At 55.5% G+C, this 15,309-nt stretch carries 18 protein-coding genes and 1 pseudogene; 15 read left to right on the top strand and 4 right to left on the bottom strand.

What is annotated here, in order from left to right; genetic code table 11:
- The 7 genes and pseudogenes from GYMC52_RS08875 to cobO all read left to right on the top strand — a co-directional run bounded on the left by GYMC52_RS08875 (position 1) and on the right by cobO (position 7,288).
- Positions 1-1,200, top strand: a complete 1,200-nt coding sequence (locus GYMC52_RS08875) for a cobalt-precorrin 5A hydrolase (protein WP_013523809.1) — start codon at positions 1-3, stop codon at positions 1,198-1,200.
- Complete coding sequence (locus tag GYMC52_RS08870) at positions 1,146-2,510, top strand: cobyrinate a,c-diamide synthase (RefSeq protein WP_013523808.1); 1,365 nt, start codon at positions 1,146-1,148, stop codon at positions 2,508-2,510. Before GYMC52_RS08875 ends, GYMC52_RS08870 begins: the two co-directional genes overlap by 55 nt.
- Positions 2,503-4,014, top strand: a complete 1,512-nt coding sequence (locus GYMC52_RS08865; RefSeq protein ID WP_013523807.1) for a cobyric acid synthase — start codon at positions 2,503-2,505, stop codon at positions 4,012-4,014. Before GYMC52_RS08870 ends, GYMC52_RS08865 begins: the two co-directional genes overlap by 8 nt.
- A pseudogene (locus tag GYMC52_RS08860) lies at positions 3,992-4,749 on the top strand (RNA-guided endonuclease TnpB family protein); the annotation flags it as partial. The gene GYMC52_RS08865 and the pseudogene GYMC52_RS08860, both read left to right, overlap by 23 nt.
- Before the next feature lie 187 nt (positions 4,750-4,936).
- Entirely contained in the window at positions 4,937-5,995 is a 1,059-nt protein-coding gene (gene cobT / locus GYMC52_RS08855) for a nicotinate-nucleotide--dimethylbenzimidazole phosphoribosyltransferase (RefSeq protein WP_013523806.1), read from the top strand.
- Complete coding sequence (gene cobA, locus GYMC52_RS08850) at positions 5,992-6,762, top strand: uroporphyrinogen-III C-methyltransferase (RefSeq protein WP_013523805.1); 771 nt, start codon at positions 5,992-5,994, stop codon at positions 6,760-6,762. The genes cobT and cobA overlap by 4 nt, the downstream gene beginning before the upstream one ends.
- Entirely contained in the window at positions 6,743-7,288 is a 546-nt protein-coding gene (gene cobO, locus GYMC52_RS08845) for a cob(I)yrinic acid a,c-diamide adenosyltransferase (RefSeq protein ID WP_013523804.1), read from the top strand. Before cobA ends, cobO begins: the two co-directional genes overlap by 20 nt.
- A gap of 140 nt (positions 7,289-7,428) precedes the next feature.
- Here cobO and GYMC52_RS19760 read toward each other — a convergent pair whose 3' ends face one another.
- The 3 genes from GYMC52_RS19760 to metA all read right to left on the bottom strand — a co-directional run bounded on the left by GYMC52_RS19760 (position 7,429) and on the right by metA (position 8,908).
- Positions 7,429-7,578 carry a hypothetical protein gene (locus tag GYMC52_RS19760; RefSeq protein ID WP_013523803.1) on the bottom strand — a complete coding sequence of 50 codons (150 nt, stop codon included), beginning with the start codon at positions 7,576-7,578 and terminating at the stop codon, positions 7,429-7,431.
- 184 nt (positions 7,579-7,762) lie between these two features.
- Positions 7,763-7,858, bottom strand: a complete 96-nt coding sequence (locus GYMC52_RS18635) for a YjcZ family sporulation protein (protein ID WP_013523802.1) — start codon at positions 7,856-7,858, stop codon at positions 7,763-7,765.
- A gap of 141 nt (positions 7,859-7,999) precedes the next feature.
- Positions 8,000-8,908: a homoserine O-acetyltransferase MetA gene (gene metA / locus GYMC52_RS08840; RefSeq protein ID WP_013523801.1), complete on the bottom strand. Its 909-nt coding sequence runs from the start codon at positions 8,906-8,908 to the stop codon at positions 8,000-8,002.
- 119 nt (positions 8,909-9,027) lie between these two features.
- Between metA and GYMC52_RS08835 the strand changes: the two genes are divergently transcribed.
- From GYMC52_RS08835 to GYMC52_RS08820, 4 genes are read left to right on the top strand one after another with little or no spacing between them, the layout of a single operon-like run.
- Complete coding sequence (locus GYMC52_RS08835; protein ID WP_013145287.1) at positions 9,028-9,543, top strand: hypothetical protein; 516 nt, start codon at positions 9,028-9,030, stop codon at positions 9,541-9,543.
- A 60-nt stretch (positions 9,544-9,603) separates the two neighbouring features.
- Positions 9,604-10,080: a glutathione peroxidase gene (locus tag GYMC52_RS08830; protein WP_013145288.1), complete on the top strand. Its 477-nt coding sequence runs from the start codon at positions 9,604-9,606 to the stop codon at positions 10,078-10,080.
- An 18-nt stretch (positions 10,081-10,098) separates the two neighbouring features.
- Positions 10,099-11,244 (top strand): conserved virulence factor C family protein, encoded by a 1,146-nt coding sequence (locus GYMC52_RS08825; protein WP_013523800.1) that lies wholly within the window; start codon positions 10,099-10,101, stop codon positions 11,242-11,244.
- Between the two features lie 33 nt (positions 11,245-11,277).
- On the top strand, positions 11,278-11,484 hold the full coding sequence (locus GYMC52_RS08820) for a hypothetical protein (RefSeq protein WP_041469460.1): 207 nt from the start codon (positions 11,278-11,280) through the stop codon (positions 11,482-11,484).
- On the opposite strand, the gene GYMC52_RS08815 is transcribed toward GYMC52_RS08820, so the two are convergent.
- Entirely contained in the window at positions 11,469-11,915 is a 447-nt protein-coding gene (locus GYMC52_RS08815) for an NUDIX hydrolase (RefSeq protein WP_013523799.1), read from the bottom strand. The two genes, GYMC52_RS08820 and GYMC52_RS08815, sit on opposite strands and share 16 nt — an antisense overlap.
- Before the next feature lie 277 nt (positions 11,916-12,192).
- On the opposite strand from GYMC52_RS08815, the gene GYMC52_RS08810 reads away from it, so the two are divergent.
- The 4 genes from GYMC52_RS08810 to GYMC52_RS08800 all read left to right on the top strand — a co-directional run bounded on the left by GYMC52_RS08810 (position 12,193) and on the right by GYMC52_RS08800 (position 15,278).
- Positions 12,193-12,630 carry a BrxA/BrxB family bacilliredoxin gene (locus GYMC52_RS08810; protein WP_013523798.1) on the top strand — a complete coding sequence of 146 codons (438 nt, stop codon included), beginning with the start codon at positions 12,193-12,195 and terminating at the stop codon, positions 12,628-12,630.
- 84 nt (positions 12,631-12,714) lie between these two features.
- Positions 12,715-12,846, top strand: coding sequence for a YuzL family protein (locus GYMC52_RS18630; protein ID WP_011231272.1), 132 nt, complete (start codon positions 12,715-12,717; stop codon positions 12,844-12,846).
- 647 nt (positions 12,847-13,493) lie between these two features.
- Positions 13,494-14,678 carry an LL-diaminopimelate aminotransferase gene (locus GYMC52_RS08805; RefSeq protein WP_013523797.1) on the top strand — a complete coding sequence of 395 codons (1,185 nt, stop codon included), beginning with the start codon at positions 13,494-13,496 and terminating at the stop codon, positions 14,676-14,678.
- A gap of 21 nt (positions 14,679-14,699) precedes the next feature.
- Entirely contained in the window at positions 14,700-15,278 is a 579-nt protein-coding gene (locus tag GYMC52_RS08800; RefSeq protein ID WP_173346448.1) for a YpjP family protein, read from the top strand.
- The last annotated feature ends 31 nt before the right edge of the window (positions 15,279-15,309 follow it).

The following is a 15,309-nucleotide window of genomic DNA, read 5'->3' as shown; positions in this document are numbered from 1 at the left end:
GTGGGGGCTGCTGCCGCGAACAACGAAAGACATGGCGCCTATGCTGTCGTGGCCATTACGAAACACGGGGTCGAGATCGCCCGACGCCTTGGAGGCGCTCTTGCGGGAGCGGACGTTTATTATACGGATAAATTCGCCCGCGGCGATGAAGCCAAGCACGGGATCCGCTTGTTTTCCGGCAACGTCAGAGCGCTGTTGCCGGAGTTGTTCGCCCGCTATGACGGACTCATTTGCATCATTTCGCTCGGCGCTGTCGTGCGGATGATCGCTCCGCTGTTAAAAGACAAAAAGACCGATCCTGCGGTCGTGGTGATCGATGATAAGGCTGAACATGTGATCAGTGTTCTTTCCGGCCATTTGGGCGGAGCGAACGAACTGACGCGGCGCGTTGCAGCCATTTTAAGCGCCCGCCCGGTCATTACGACCGCTTCTGACGTGCAGCAGACAATCGCCGTCGATCTGTTCGGTCGCCAGTTCGGCTGGGAATGGGAATCAGCTGACAAGCTGACACCGGTGAGCGCCGCGGTCGTGAACGAAGAGCCGGTCGCGATCGTGCAAGAGTCGGGGGAAACCGGCTGGTGGCCGGAAGGGCGGCCGTTGCCCAAAAACATTGCTGTGTACGACTCGATCGCGGAAGCGCTCGCTGCCCGCCCGGCGGCCGCGCTTGTGGTCACTCATCGCCTGCTTGCACCGGAAGAAGAGGCCATTTTGCAAAACGGCGTTTTGTATCGCCCGAAAGTAATCGCGCTTGGCATCGGCTGCAACCGCGGCACATCGGCTGACGAAATCGAAGCGGTCATCCATGAGACGCTCAATGAGCTGCGCTTTTCGATGAAAAGTGTCAAAGCGGTGTGCACCATTGATTTGAAAAAGGATGAACAAGGACTTTTGGAGGTAGTCAACAAATATAGATGGGAATTGGTTGCGTATACGCCAGAAGAGCTGAACACGGTGCCGATCGAAGCGCCGTCGGAAACGGTGTACCGCTACACCGGCGCGTATGGGGTGAGCGAGCCCGCGGCGAAATTGTACAGCGGGGCCGATCGGCTGGCGCTGGTGAAAAAGAAGTCCGGCAATGTGACGATTTCCGTGGCGCTCATCGATCATCAAAAGAAAGCGACCATGCAGGGAAAGGGGAAAGAGGCATGCGACGGCTTGTCATCGCCGCACCGGGAAGCGGCGCCGGCAAAACGACCGTGACGCTTGGGTTGATGGCGGCCATGAGGCAGCAAGGATATACGGTGCAAGGGTTTAAATGCGGTCCGGACTACATCGACCCGACTTACCATACGGCTGTGACCGGCCGGCCGGCGCGCAACTTGGACAGTTGGATGATGGGAAGCGAAGCGGTCAAAACGGTGCTCGCCAACGGTTGTCAAGGGGCTGATATCGCCATCATCGAGGGGGTGATGGGGCTGTTTGACGGGAAACAGCCGCTTTCTGACGAGGGGTCGACGGCTGAAATCGCCGTGTTGACCGAAAGCCCGGTGCTGCTTGTCGTCGATTGTTCCGGCATGGCCCGCAGCGCCGCCGCCATCGTCCATGGGTTTCAAACGTTTCGCCCCGATGTGCGCCTCGCCGGCGTATTTGCCAACCGCGTCGGCAGCGAGGGGCATTTTCGGCTTGTCAAAGCGGCGGTCGAGCAAACGTGCGGGGTGCCGGTCATCGGGTTTCTTACACAAGACGACGCGTTGGCGCTGCCGGAGCGCCATTTAGGACTTGTGCCGTCGGTGGAGCGCGGCGAGCTGGATTCGTTTTTTGCCGAACTGGGGAGAAAGGTGGCGCGCACGATCGATTGGGAGACGCTCCTTTCGATTGCAGAAGCGCCAGCCCTTTGTTCTCCGGCGCCGCTCATTCGCCCTTCGCGGCCGTATCGCGTGCGCGTGGCGGTTGCCAAAGATGCCGCCTTTCATTTTTACTATCCGGAGAATCTGGAGATGCTTGCTGCCTGCGGCGCGGAGCTTGTCTACTTTTCTCCGCTCGCCGGCGAGCCGCTTCCGGATGGGGTGAACGGATTGTATATCGGCGGCGGGTTTCCGGAAGAGTTTGCCGCCGAGCTCGCCAGGCAAGCCGCGGTCAAACAGTCGATCCGCGCCGCCATCGAACACGGGTTGCCGACGTTGGCCGAATGCGGCGGGTTTATGTTTCTCACCGAACAGCTTGTTGCGACGGACGGTGCGGCCTATGAGATGGCGGGCGTCATCCCGGGGAAGGTCGTGATGAAGACGAAGCTCGCGGCGCTTGGCTACCGCGAAGTGCGCGGTCGAAATGGAAATTTTCTATTGCCGGAAGGAGAAACAGCGCGCGGGCATGAATTTCACTATTCCGTGTACGAACCGCGGGGCGAGGCGCCGTTTGCCTACGAAACGAGCGGCCGGAAAGGAACGAAGCCTGACGGTTATTTGGCGCACCGGCTTGTCGCCGGCTATGTCCATTTTCATTTCGCGTCCGCCCCGGCGATGGTTGAGCGGTGGCTCGCCGAATGCGAGAAGGTGACCATCAATGGCTAAGGCGCTGCCGATTATGTTTCAAGGCACCCATTCTGATGCCGGCAAAAGCGTCATCGCCACCGCGTTTTGCCGCATGTTCGCCCAGGACGGCTGGAAGACGGCGCCGTTCAAGTCGCAAAACATGTCGTTAAACTCCTACGTGACGCCGGACGGAAACGAAATCGGGCGGGCGCAAGGAATTCAGGCCGAAGCGGCCGGAGTGGCGGCGCGCGCCGAGATGAATCCGATTTTGATTAAGCCAAGCCGCGAGCATGAATCGCAAATCGTTGTGCTTGGCAAACCGTACGGCAATATGCAGGCGTTCGCTTACCGGAACGAGTTTTTCCACCAAGGGCTGGCCGTCATCCGTCAGTCGCTCGAAACGTTGATGAACGAGTATGACCGGATTGTCATTGAAGGAGCGGGAAGCCCGGCGGAAGTAAACTTAAACGACCGCGAGCTCGTCAACATGCGCATCGCCCGTCTCGCCAACGCCCCGGTCGTGTTGATCGGCGATATTGAGCGGGGCGGGGTGTTCGCGAGCCTCGTTGGAACGCTGTCGTTGCTTGAGCCTGAGGACCGAAAGCGGGTCATTGGGGTCATCATTAACAAGTTTCGCGGCGATGTGGCGCTGCTTAAGCCGGGGCTTGATTGGTTTGAGCAGCACACCGGCGTGCCGGTGCTTGGCGTCGTTCCCTATTTGCCTGATTTGGCGATCGATGCTGAAGATTCGCTGTCGCTTGAGCGGTTTGCTTCATCTGTCGGGGGAGAGGAAGCGATTGATGTCGCGGTCATCCGCTGTCCGAAAATCGCCAATTTCACCGACATCGACCCGCTTTTGGCCGAACCGGACTGCCGCGTCCGGTTGGTCACGCACGCCGATGAGCTTGGCGCGCCGGATGTGATCGTGCTTCCCGGCAGCAAAAACACGATCGAAGACTTGATTTATATGAAGAAAAGAGGACTCGCTTCCCGCATTGTGTCGCTTGTCAATAAAGGAAAAGCGAGAGTCGTCGGCTTATGCGGCGGCTACCAAATGCTTGGCGCCGTCATCCGCGATCCGTATGGAGTCGAGACGCCGCTCCCGGAAGTAAAAGGGCTTGGTTTGCTGCCGATTGAAACGACGCTTGAGCGGACGAAAATCACGATCCGTACGGAAGGGATGCTTACGTGGGCGGGCGAGCGGTTTTCGGTGCAAGGATACGAGATTCATATGGGCCGCTCGGCGCCGCTTCCTGGCTATGCGCCGCTTATTGAGGCGGACGGCCGCCATGAAGGGGCGAAGCACAGTGATGAGCGGGTGCTGGGCACGTACATGCACGATTTGTTTCATAACGATGCGTTCCGCACCGCGTTTTTCAACAGCATTCGCCGCCAAAAAGGAATCGCCCCTTCTGGCGTCCGACCCTTTCGCTCGCTCAAAGAAAAGGCGTTCGACCGGCTTGCCGCTCATGTCCGCCAGCACGTGGCGGTCGAGCGGATCGAACAGATGATGCGTCAATTTGGCTGTCGCGATCACAGTTGAAGTCCAACAACGGGAAGACACCAAGGCAATGGGCGTTGATTTGGGACTTCGTTATATCGCCGTTGTCAGCATTGGAACGAAATCGTTGTTTTTCAAGGGCAGCCAATGCGCTTTCATTCGCCGACGATATGCGGCTTTGCGGCGAACGTTGGGCAAAGCCAAGAAACTCCATATGATTCGCAAAATCGGCCGTAAAGAGTCCCGCTGGATGAAGGATCGAAACCATAAAATCAGCCGAGCCGTCAACTCGTCCGTTTTGCCCTCGCCAACGGTGTTGGCGTGATTCGGATGGAAGCGTTGACGGGGATTCGCAAGCGGGCAACATCGGCCAAAGAAGCGGGGCGAAGCCTTCATGCTTGGGCGTTCCACCAACTGCAAACGATGATTGCCTATAAAGCGGAAATGGCGGGCATTCGGGTGGAGTGGGTGAAGCCGACCTACACGAGCCAAACATGCCGATGCGGGCATCGAGAGAAAGCGAACCGAAACGGCATCCGCTTCCGATGCCAAAAGTGCGGATATGCGATTCATGCCGATCTGAATGGCGCGATCAACATCGCCAAAGCGATTTCGGGCTTCGCCGCCGAACCTAGCGCACTGGTCACAGGTGCGCCGCCCATTGGGGTACATCCTAACCCGATGGGACGGGGTGATGACACACCCCTGAAGCTTTTGCGTTGTCTGAACCAGAAATGGATGAGGGCGCAAACGACCCAAGAATCCCACGCCCTTTAGGCGTGTGGAGTGTCAACGAATGATTGGCTCGGTTGTTGGGTTGTGAATCCCAAAGTGTAAAGCAGGTGGTGTTCGGCCTCCCGTCGCGCTAAGGCGTGGCGAAGGAAAGCTGCTTTTTCGTTCCCTCAATCATAGACGAGAAAGGAGGAAGCGCATATTCCCGCTTGATGGGGGATATTGTGCGCCCATGATGAATGTTTCCATCCCACTGATCCACCGTGAAATGGTTGAACAAGCGCGTGCCTATATCGATCAATTGACCAAACCGCCCGGCAGCCTCGGCCGTCTTGAAGAAGTGGCGGCAACGCTTGCCGGCATGACCGGGGAGCTGCTTCCACGCGTCACTCCGCCCGGAGTGCTCGTGTTTGCGGCCGACCATGGCGTCACGGAAGAAGGGGTGTCTGCCTATCCGGCCGAAGTGACGGCGCAAATGGTGTACAACTTTGCCAACGGCGGAGCGGCGATCAACGCCTTCAGCCGGCAAATCGGCGCGTTGCTTCAGGTGATTGATGTCGGTGTCGCCGTGCCGATTGCTGATGAGCGCGTCATTCAGAAAAAGGTGCGCCCGGGAACGAACAATTTCGCGGAAACGGAAGCGATGACGCCGTCCGAGGCTGAACAGGCGCTTCATGTCGGTTACGAACAGGCGGCGTCCATCATTGAACAAGGCGCCCGCACGCTCATTGTCGGCGAAATGGGCATCGGCAATACGACCGCCGCGAGCGCCTTATTGGCCACGTTGACCGATGAGCCGCTTGAGCGCATCGTTGGCAAAGGAAGCGGCATTAAGGAGGAAATGCTTGCCCATAAACAGGACGTGATCCGACGGGCGCTCTTGCTTCATCGACCGGATCCGGCGAAGCCGCTTGAATGGCTTTCGAAAATCGGCGGGTTGGAGATCGCTGCTATGGCCGGGGCGATGCTGGCAGCCGCCGAACGGCGCATCCCGATTTTGCTTGACGGTTTTATTTGCACGGTGGCTGCCCTTGTGGCCCGCCAGTTTGCCGTGAACGTCACAGACTATATGATTGCCGGCCATCGTTCGCAAGAGCCGGGGCACAGTATAGCCCTTCGTTTGCTGGAGAAGGAGCCGCTTTTGGATCTCGGCATGCGCCTTGGCGAAGGAAGCGGCGCGGCGGTAGCGTTTCCGCTCTTGATTTCAGCAACGGCGATGGTGAACGAAATGGCGACGTTCGCCTCGGCGGGCATTTCCACGGCCAATGCGAAAGGGGAGAAGGGGCGATGACCGTCGGCAAAGTGTATTTAGTCGGCGCTGGGCCGGGTGATGAAAAGCTCATCACGGTTTACGGCCGCGAATGCCTAGAACGGGCGGATGTCATTATTTACGACCGGCTCATCAACCGTAAGCTGCTGCGCTACGCGAAGCCGGACGCTGAGCTTCTTTACTGCGGCAAAGAGCCGGGAAAACATGACACGGTTCAAGAACAAATTCATGAGCTGCTCGTTTGGCATGCGCAACAAGGAAAAACGGTCGTCCGCTTAAAAGGCGGCGATCCGTGCATTTTTGGCCGCGTTGGTGAAGAGGCGGAAGTGTTGGTGAAAGCCGGAATTCCGTTTGAAATCGTTCCAGGGGTGACATCCGGCATTGCTGTGCCGGCGTACGCCGGCATTCCGGTCACCCACCGTGATTACGCCGCCTCGGTGGCGATGGTCAGCGGGCATCGGAGTGAGCGGATCGATTGGGAGGCGCTGACTCGAGGATGCGATACGATCATTGTCTACATGGGAGCGGCCAATTTGCCGGATATTTGCGGCCGGTTGATGGCGGCCGGAAAGCCGTCGGATACGCCAGCGGCCATCATTGAATGGGGGACGACCGAGCGGCAGCGCACGGTGGCGGCGACGCTTTCGACGCTGTCAGACGAGGCGGAACAGGCGGGCATTTCCCATCCGGCCATCATCATCATCGGCGATGTCGTTCGTCTGCGTGAGACGCTCCAATGGTTTCCGGAGCGGCAAGGGGGCGTGGTCGATGCCGACGCCTCGTCATAGCGGGCGTGTCATCGTTTATACGGGCGACGGAAAAGGAAAAACGACGGCCGCATTGGGGCTTGCCCTGCGTGCCGTCGGCCGGGGAATGAACGTCGCGGTTTTGCAGTTTGTGAAATCGCCGGAACGGACATACGGCGAGCAGTTGGCCCTAGAGCGTCTTGGCGTCGACGTCCGTCAGCTCGGCGCCGGCTTCACATGGACGAAAACGCCGGACATCCACCGGGAAGCATTGAAGCGTGCCTGGGCGGTGGCCAAAGAATATGTGTATTCCGGACGGTATGATATGATTGTGCTCGATGAACTGAACAATGTGTTGGCCATTGACCGCTTTCCCGTTGAAGATATCGTATCAGTCAGCGAGGTGCTCGAGCTGATCCGCACGCGCCCGCCGTCGCTCCATCTTGTCATCACGGGGCGCGCGGCGCGCCCGGAGCTGATGGCGGCTGCCGATATCGTGACGGAAATGAAGCTCATCAAGCATGACTATGAACAAGGAAGAACCGCGATGAAAGGGATTGAATTTTAGAAGCAAAAAGAGGCTGTCTCAAAAGGTTGGTTTTCTTTCGATAAAGTACAATATATGGTTTTCGGACAGCATTTTGCGCGTATATATACAGTAATAAGCAAAGGTGTCCCGATCCTTTTGGGACACCTTCTTTTTGTGGGTTAGGCATTTTCATCGGTTTTGTCATTTTGGGTTTTGTTTTGCCGCCGCCCTTTGCTGTTGTCGCCGGAAACTGGACCGTCGAGCAATGCCATTGTATCCTGCGTCGGCTCGTTTTGATTCCGGCTTCCTTTATTTGGCTGCTTCGTCACGATTTCCACCTCCTTTAGGCACTATCACCACATCATTAGTATAGGCTGTTCACATATCTTTATCATAAGTGGGAGAGCGTTCAAGCGAATGCAACAAAAAATGGGGAGCGCTTTTACGGCGCCCTCCCACACGCAAGCCGGCCGGATGCTGGCAAACACGGCGGCCGAAGAAAGGGATTACTGTTTAGTAAACGTAGCCGCCGAACGCAGCTCCGACAATAATGAGCAAAATAAACAAGACAACGAGCAACGCAAAGCCATGGCCATGCCAAGCGCCCATCCCGTTCACCTCCCTGCTAAATCTACTATAGAGTATGCGGTTAGGGAGAGAGAGGAATAGGACAATTGTCGAAATATGTAAAAATTAAGAAAACCGCCTTTGCCGTTTTGGCAAGGCGGTTTTGCCCGAAAGGATTCCTCTTCACTCCCAAACGTAAGGTGTTTCTTGATACACGTAATAGTTCAGCCAGTTGACAAACAGTAAATTGGCATGCGAGCGCCATGTGTTCAGCGGTGGCTGGCTTGGGTCATCATTGGGAAAGTATGATTCCGGGATGCGAATCGGCAGCCCTTTCGCCAAGTCGCGTTCATATTCTTCTTTGAGCGTTGTCGCATCATATTCTGGATGGCCCGTTAAGAAAATGCGGCGCCCGTCGTTCGATGCGACGAGGCAAACGCCGGCTTTGTCAGACATGGACAAAATGGTGAGATCCGGCACTTTTTCGATGTCTTCGCGCTTGACGTCTGTATGGCGGGAGTGCGGCATGCGGAACACATCGTCAAAACCGCGCAATAGTTTTACGTTTTTCACTTCCACCGTATGGTTGAACACACCGAAGCATTTTTCCGGCAATGGGTATTTCGGAATGCCGTAGTGATAGTATAAGCCAGCTTGTGCCCCCCAACAAATGTGCAACGTTGACGTGACGTTCGTTTTCGTCCATTCCATAATTTCCGTCAATTCTCCCCAATAGTTGACCTCTTCAAACGGCATTTGCTCGACCGGCGCTCCGGTGATGATCATCCCGTCGAACTTGCGATGGCGAATGTGCGGGAAAATCGTGTAAAATTGTTCTAAATGATGTTTGCTTGTCGTTTTCGGCTCATGGGTCGCCGGGCGCAAAAAGGTGACGTTCACTTGCAGCGGCGAGTTGCCGAGCAGCCGCAGCAACTGTGTCTCTGCTTTTTCTTTTTCGGGCATCAAGTTTAAAATGATGATGTTGAGCGGACGGATGTCTTGGGAGTAAGCCCGTTCTTCGTCCATCACGAAAATGTTTTCTTGTTCGAGTATTTCTTTCGCCGGCAAGTCTTTTGGAATGTTGATTGGCAATGGTGTCCCCTCCGTTTCTGTCTCGTTACTAAATACCTTAATTATAAAAACTTTGTCAACATTCTTCAATTTATTTTTTGACCTTAAAACAGCTTGTGAACAAAAAGGGGGAATCCCGATTGGATCCGACCGCCTTTGACAATTTAAAAACGGTGTTGGAAGGAGCGATATATGACGCGGACTTGCAAGGGCGCATTGCCGTGGTCGATCGCCGCGACCTTGTCGATTTGGCTCGTTTGTTCCGGGAGTACGCCATTTCATTTCGGCTGAATGATGCGCCCGATCCGCTCGTCGTCTGCACCGCGCGGCTTTCGCTTGATTTTGCTGAGCTGGTCAACGAGCGGCTCTATCACGGCCGGGCCGGCTGCCGGCTCGCTCTTCTGTTTACCCTTCCGGTTCGCCGCTCGTCCGTTTGTGCGCTCATTGAAGGAACGCTGCGGACGATTTGGGGGGAGGAGCGAATCATCCGGCAAACGCTCCGCTTTACGTTTCCGCATGAACGCGGCCCGTATGAAAATGAAGCCGTGGTCGAATTTGCACGCCTCATTTATGAGGAAAACGCCGCCGATTTGCCGGAGATGGTGCCGTATATGGTTTCATCACTTGAGCAATTGCAGCTGTTCGCCGGGCAGTAGTGGCGCAAAAAGTGGAAACAAACGGTGAAATCCGCTATGATAGGGATGAGGTGAAAAATCATGAGTGTATATGAATTCAGCGCCAAAACCATTCGCGGAGAGGAACAACCGCTTTCCGTCTATCGAGGCAACGTGCTGTTGATTGTCAACACGGCGAGCCGTTGCGGCTTCACCCCGCAGTATAAAGAACTGCAGGAGCTGTATGACGAATATCGCGATCGCGGGTTTGTTGTGCTCGGCTTTCCGTGCAACCAGTTCGGCGGCCAAGAGCCGGGGACGGAAGAGGAAATTGAGCAATTTTGCCAGTTGAATTACGGTGTGACGTTCCCGCTGTTTGCGAAAGTGGATGTGAATGGCGATAACGCCCATCCGCTGTTTCAATATTTGAAAGAAGAGGCGCCGGGGGCATTGGGAACAAAGGCGATCAAATGGAATTTCACGAAGTTTTTGGTCGACCGCAACGGCAAGGTTGTCGCTCGTTTCGCACCGCAAACAAAGCCAAGCGAGCTGAGAAAGGAAATTGAAAAGCTGCTGTAAGGCAAGGAGGGGTAACGCTTGCGCATTCAAGCGATTGAGCCGACGCCAAGCCCGAACACGATGAAAATATTGCTTGATGAAGAATTGCCTTCCGGCACGCGCCATAACTACAAACCGGACAACATTGGCGAAGCGCCGCCGCTTATTCAAGCATTGATGCGCATTGACGGAGTGAAAGGCATTTACCATGTCGCTGATTTTTTGGCTATTGAACGCCATCCGAAATACGACTGGCGCGACATTTTGGCGAAAGTGCGCGAAGTGTTCGGCGAGAAAGCGGATGACGGCGCCGAGGCAAAGCCGAAAGGAAACGAACATTTCGGCGAAGTGAAAGTGTTCGTGCAAATGCTGTACGGTCTGCCGATGCAAGTGAAGCTTGTCGATGGGGAGCGCGAACACCGCGTCGGGCTGCCGAAACCGTTTATGGACGCGGTCATTGAGGCGCAAAAATACGCAGGAAATGTTGTGCTTGAGCGCAAATGGGTCGAAAAAGGAGTGCGCTACGGCACGTTTGAGGAAATCGGCCGCGAAATGGTCGATGAGCTGTCGGCAGCCTATCCGCCCGAGCGGCTGGAGCGGATCGTCAACATGTTCCGCCGCGGTGAGCAGGAAAAAACGGTGCAAAAGCGTCCAAGCCTCAAAGTGACGAGCGAGATGCTCGATGACCCGGATTGGCGCAAACGGTATGCCGCGCTCGAGCAGATGGCCGAGCCGACCGAGGACGATATCCCGGTGTTGGCCAAGGCGCTCAAGGATGAAAAAATGGCCATCCGCCGCCTGGCAACAGCGTATCTCGGCATGATCGGCGGCAAAAAGGTGCTTCCGTATTTGTATGAAGCGTTAAAAGATCCTGCTGTCGCTGTCCGCCGCACCGCCGGCGACTGTTTGTCCGACATCGGCGATCCGGAGGCCATTCCGGCCATGATCGAAGCGCTAAAGGACGAAAGCAAGCTCGTCCGTTGGCGCGCGGCCATGTTTTTGTACGAAGTCGGCGACGAATCGGCGCTGCCGGCGTTAAAAGCGGCGGAAAACGATCCGGAGTTTGAAGTGAGCTTGCAAGTGAAAATGGCCATTGAACGGATCGAAGGCGGCGAAGAAGCGAAAGGGTCTGTGTGGAAGCAAATGACGGAGAGCCGAAAAAAAGAGAACAAGCCGGAGAAATAAAAAAAAAGCGATTCTTGTTAAGTCGTCACGGTTGTGCTCGAGGTCGGAGCGAAGCTGTACGAGGTGGAAAAGGGGAAGCTGACATTGAAAGCAGCCGAACCGCCGCCGAACGGAGCGCCGATTATTCTCCAATTTATTACAATGAAAATCGACTTCGAAATGTTCTGCGCAGCAGTCACTGACCGCAACAAAGCCTTGGGGTTGATTCTCCAAGGCTTTGTCCGTCAGCTGCCAAAATAATGCTCAACAAGATCTTGAAAGAGTGGAGAAAGCTCGTTTGGCAATTCATGAAGAAAGAAAAATTTTACCTCGAGCGATTCTTTCCCGTCCTCTCCCAGTTCCCCGCCGCGAATATCGCGGGTGCGGTAGACGATCGTGACCGGGTAGTATTGGTCGCCGTTTGGCAGCCGAACAAAGTATTTTTGGCCGGAAAACACATCGATGAGTTCAAGTTCACCGATCTCCAGCCCCGTTTCTTCCAACACTTCCCGCCGCGCCGCTTCTTCGGTTGACTCGCCGAGCTCCAGCAAGCCGCCGGGGACTCCCCACAGCCCGTCGCGGCGCTTTTGCAGCAAAATCCGCCCATAGTCATCGATGACGGCGACGCCGACACCGGCTAAAATGAGCGGCCGGGTTCCGACGATTTTACGCAACTCTTCAATGTACCCCATCGACTGCGCTCCTTTCGCTTCCTCGTGCCATTCACGATTCAGTATATGTCGAATGGCAGCCGATGGCCGCGGCAGTTACTAGAAATGGAAAAGAAAAGGGCGACGTTGGCAAGGAATTTCGCGGTTTGCGGCTGCTTTCCAGCCGATGCTGCTTTGGAGGGGCGTCTTCCCCCATCCATCGCTCTTCACTTGCCGCCGGCAGCGTCTTCGTTGATTTTTTTGTTCGAAGTATAGTATGCTGATAGCACAACGATGATCATATGGAGGAATGAGGGCAATGTCAATGGCTTACGAAGACTATATGCGCCAGCTCGTGCAGCCGATGCGGGATGAACTCGTCCGCGCCGGCTTCCGCGAATTGCGCACGAGCGAAGAAGTCGAGCAGTTTATGGAACAAGTGGAAGGAACGACGTTTGTCTTTGTCAACTCAGTGTGCGGCTGCGCCGCTGGATTGGCGCGCCCGGCGGCGACGCAGGCGGTGCTGCGGAGCGAGAAAAAGCCGGACCATTTGGTGACGGTATTCGCTGGCCAGGATAAGGAAGCGACAGCGAAAATGCGCGAGTACTTTGTCGGTTATCCGCCGTCTTCGCCGTCGATGGCACTCTTAAAGGGGAAAGAAGTCGTTCACTTCATTCCGCGCGAAGACATCGAGTTTCACTCGATGGAGGACGTGATGGAAAATATTTTGGCTGCGTTTGACCAATATTGCGGCTGATGCGGTGCGAGCGAGGAGCAAACTGCTTTTGTTCCGCATACAACGGCGCGTTGGCGGGAACGATAAGGGCGGAGGTGATCGGGCGTGCCGAAGCGGAAAAAAGATCGTTCGAAAACGGGCGTCAGCGCCCCAGATGTTCGAGGGCAAGGCACGACGGAGACGGAGACAGGCGCCTTCGAGCTTGACTCTGCCCGCAAAAAAACAAAAATCGATTAAAAAGGAGCTCCCGATGCGGGGCTCCTTTTGTCGTTTTCATGCGCAAACTCCCTTCGCATCCAACAGAATGCCAAGGGAGCTGGATGGATCGCCAAGAGCGTTTAGGCGTTGGCGATACAACTATAAATAAAGTAAAGCAATGTAATGAGGCTGGCCGCAAAAAAGATCGTGTTCATGTTTCATTTTTCCCGCCTTTCTGTCTATATTTTCGCTGAGAATCTATGATACACTATTCATGTGAACTACCCCCACTTCGCTTTGCTTGAAGTGGGAGCTTCTCAGTTCCACGACGAAAGCATTCTTTCGTCTCCCTGAGCGTGACTTCGGGTCGTCCCAACCCTAGGCATCCGACGATTCGGAGTTCTTTCGCGCCTTGGATATTTTACGCATGGAAGGCTTTGCTTGGTTTTCGCATTGGATATTCTCCATGCAACCCCCTATATCCAGTTCACAAAGAACATGATATACCTTGATTTTATCATGTGTTTTGGCTGACGCCAACCGACATCCATTTGCCGCTGATCGCTGGGCTGCGACCTTCACGCGGTTGAAGCGGGTGTCTTCTTTCGGAACTATGATAAAAGTATATACCAACAGAAGCAAAAAGAAAATGCAGTTTTTGTCTTGTCAAGGGAGAGGAAGACGAAATGAAAAAAGCGAAACGAATGAACGCGTTTTCGGCATCGATTTTCGCCGAGTTGACGGCGTATCGTCAAAAGCAGCGCCACCTTCATGATGAGTGGATCGACTTGAGCGTTGGCAGCCCGGATTTGCCGCCGGCGCCGTTTGTGCGTGAGGCGATCGCCCGCTACGCCAACGAGCCGAATGCGTACGGCTACACATTAAGGGGCATTCGCGAGTTTCATGAAGCGGTCGCCGATTATTATCGGACGGCGCATGGCGTCGTGCTCGATCCGGAGACGGAAGTGACGTACGTCATCGGATCACAGGACGGGCTCGTGCATTTGCCGATGGTGTTCGCCGACCCGGGGGATGTCATTTTATTGCCGGATCCCGGGTATCCGGCGTATGCGGCGGGAGTGGCGATGGCGGAAGCGATGCCGTATTTTCTGCCGCTGAGGGAGGAAAACAGCTTTTTGCCGGATTTGCGTGCGATCCCGGAGGACATCGCCAAACGGACGACGATCATGTTTATCAACTTTCCTGGAAATCCGGTTCCAGCCGTAGCGACAGAATCATTTTATCGCGAAGTGGTCGAGTTTGCGAAGCGGTACGATATCCTCGTTGTTTCCGATTTTGCTTACGGCGAGCTGTATTATGACGGAAACAAACCGGTGAGTTTTCTTTCTGTTCCAGGCGCAAAGGACGTTGGCGTGGAGATCAATTCGTTGTCAAAAAGCTACAACATGGCCGGCTGCCGGGTCGGCTACTTGTGCGGAAATGCCGAGGTGATTCGTGCGTTTGCCGAGTTCAAGTCCAATTTGGATTACGGAATTTTTTGGCCGCTGCAAAAAGCGGCCGCGGAAGTGCTCCGCCATGGCGCCGGCTTTTGTGCCCAGAGCCGCATGATGTATCAAGCGCGCCGCGATGTGCTCGTGGATGGACTCGCTGACATCGGTTGGACGGTTGACCGTCCGCAAGCCGGCATGTTCGTGTGGGCGAAAATTCCGGACGGCTTTACATCGCTTTCGTTCGCGAAGGCGCTCATCGACCAAGCCGGCGTCGTTGTGACGCCTGGGCACGCGTTTGGGCCGAGCGGCGAAGGGTATGTGCGCATCGCCCTTGTCCAGCCGGAAGAAGTGTTGCGCCGGGCGGTCGCCAAATTAAAAGCGACCGGCTTGTTCGCGTCTTTGGCCGCTGATCGGCGGTAGCGGGAGGTGAAGGCGATGAAGCTGCCGTCTTGGCTTCGAAAAACGCTTGTTGCCGCCATTACCGTCTGCACGTTTGGACTCGTCACACCGCCCGCTTCGCTGCTCGCGGCCAAAGAGCCGCCGTCAGATGATGCATCGTCTTCCGACTGGCAGCACAGTCCAACAAGTCGTGCCGAGGAAGCGGTTTCGTTGACGCGAGCTCAATTCATTGAGCGGACGATGGAAAAGGCCGTTGCCCAGTCCCATGAAAAATTCGGCCGCAAAATCGCTCCGGTCATTGAAGATGAGTTTCGCGCCGTCATTTTGCCGCGCATGGAAGAAGTGATCGCCGAGCTTGCCGATCGTTATCCGGAAGAGGAGCTCCGCTATTTGGCTGTTTCGGAAAATCCGTCCGGCGGGCAAGGGGAGCGCATTTTTCATTTGTATCGGGCGGATACGGGAGAGGATTTGATCCGCTTTCACGTCCGCCGCGAGCATCCGCCGCAAGACGGATATTGGTTTCAGTTTCACTATCATACATGCGATGATGGGTTTCAAGCCCATCATGAACTCGGGAAAATCTACTGGTCAAAAAATACGCCGCCGAACTGGCGTACATAATCGCCTACGGTTCTTTCCTGATTTTGCGCGT

This window comes from Geobacillus sp. Y412MC52 (genome assembly GCF_000174795.2).
In the GTDB taxonomy this organism is placed as follows: domain Bacteria; phylum Bacillota; class Bacilli; order Bacillales; family Anoxybacillaceae; genus Geobacillus; species Geobacillus thermoleovorans.
The sequence above is the reverse complement of the archived record's forward strand: the minus strand, read 5'-3'. Positions and strand labels throughout refer to the sequence as shown.

What these genes read in the sequence shown, in the direction of transcription:
- GYMC52_RS08870 (WP_013523808.1), top strand. Translation starts at nt 1,146, where the DNA reads ATGCGACGGCTTGTCATCGCCGCACCGGGAAGCGGCGCCGGCAAAACG.
- GYMC52_RS08865 (WP_013523807.1), top strand. Translation starts at nt 2,503, where the DNA reads ATGGCTAAGGCGCTGCCGATTATGTTTCAAGGCACCCATTCTGATGCC.
- cobT (WP_013523806.1), top strand. Translation starts at nt 4,937, where the DNA reads ATGATGAATGTTTCCATCCCACTGATCCACCGTGAAATGGTTGAACAA.
- cobA (WP_013523805.1), top strand. Translation starts at nt 5,992, where the DNA reads ATGACCGTCGGCAAAGTGTATTTAGTCGGCGCTGGGCCGGGTGATGAA.
- cobO (WP_013523804.1), top strand. Translation starts at nt 6,743, where the DNA reads ATGCCGACGCCTCGTCATAGCGGGCGTGTCATCGTTTATACGGGCGAC.
- GYMC52_RS18635 (WP_013523802.1), bottom strand. Translation starts at nt 7,858, where the DNA reads ATGGGCGCTTGGCATGGCCATGGCTTTGCGTTGCTCGTTGTCTTGTTT.
- GYMC52_RS08830 (WP_013145288.1), top strand. Translation starts at nt 9,604, where the DNA reads ATGAGTGTATATGAATTCAGCGCCAAAACCATTCGCGGAGAGGAACAA.
- GYMC52_RS08815 (WP_013523799.1), bottom strand. Translation starts at nt 11,915, where the DNA reads ATGGGGTACATTGAAGAGTTGCGTAAAATCGTCGGAACCCGGCCGCTC.
- GYMC52_RS08810 (WP_013523798.1), top strand. Translation starts at nt 12,193, where the DNA reads ATGTCAATGGCTTACGAAGACTATATGCGCCAGCTCGTGCAGCCGATG.
- GYMC52_RS08805 (WP_013523797.1), top strand. Translation starts at nt 13,494, where the DNA reads ATGAAAAAAGCGAAACGAATGAACGCGTTTTCGGCATCGATTTTCGCC.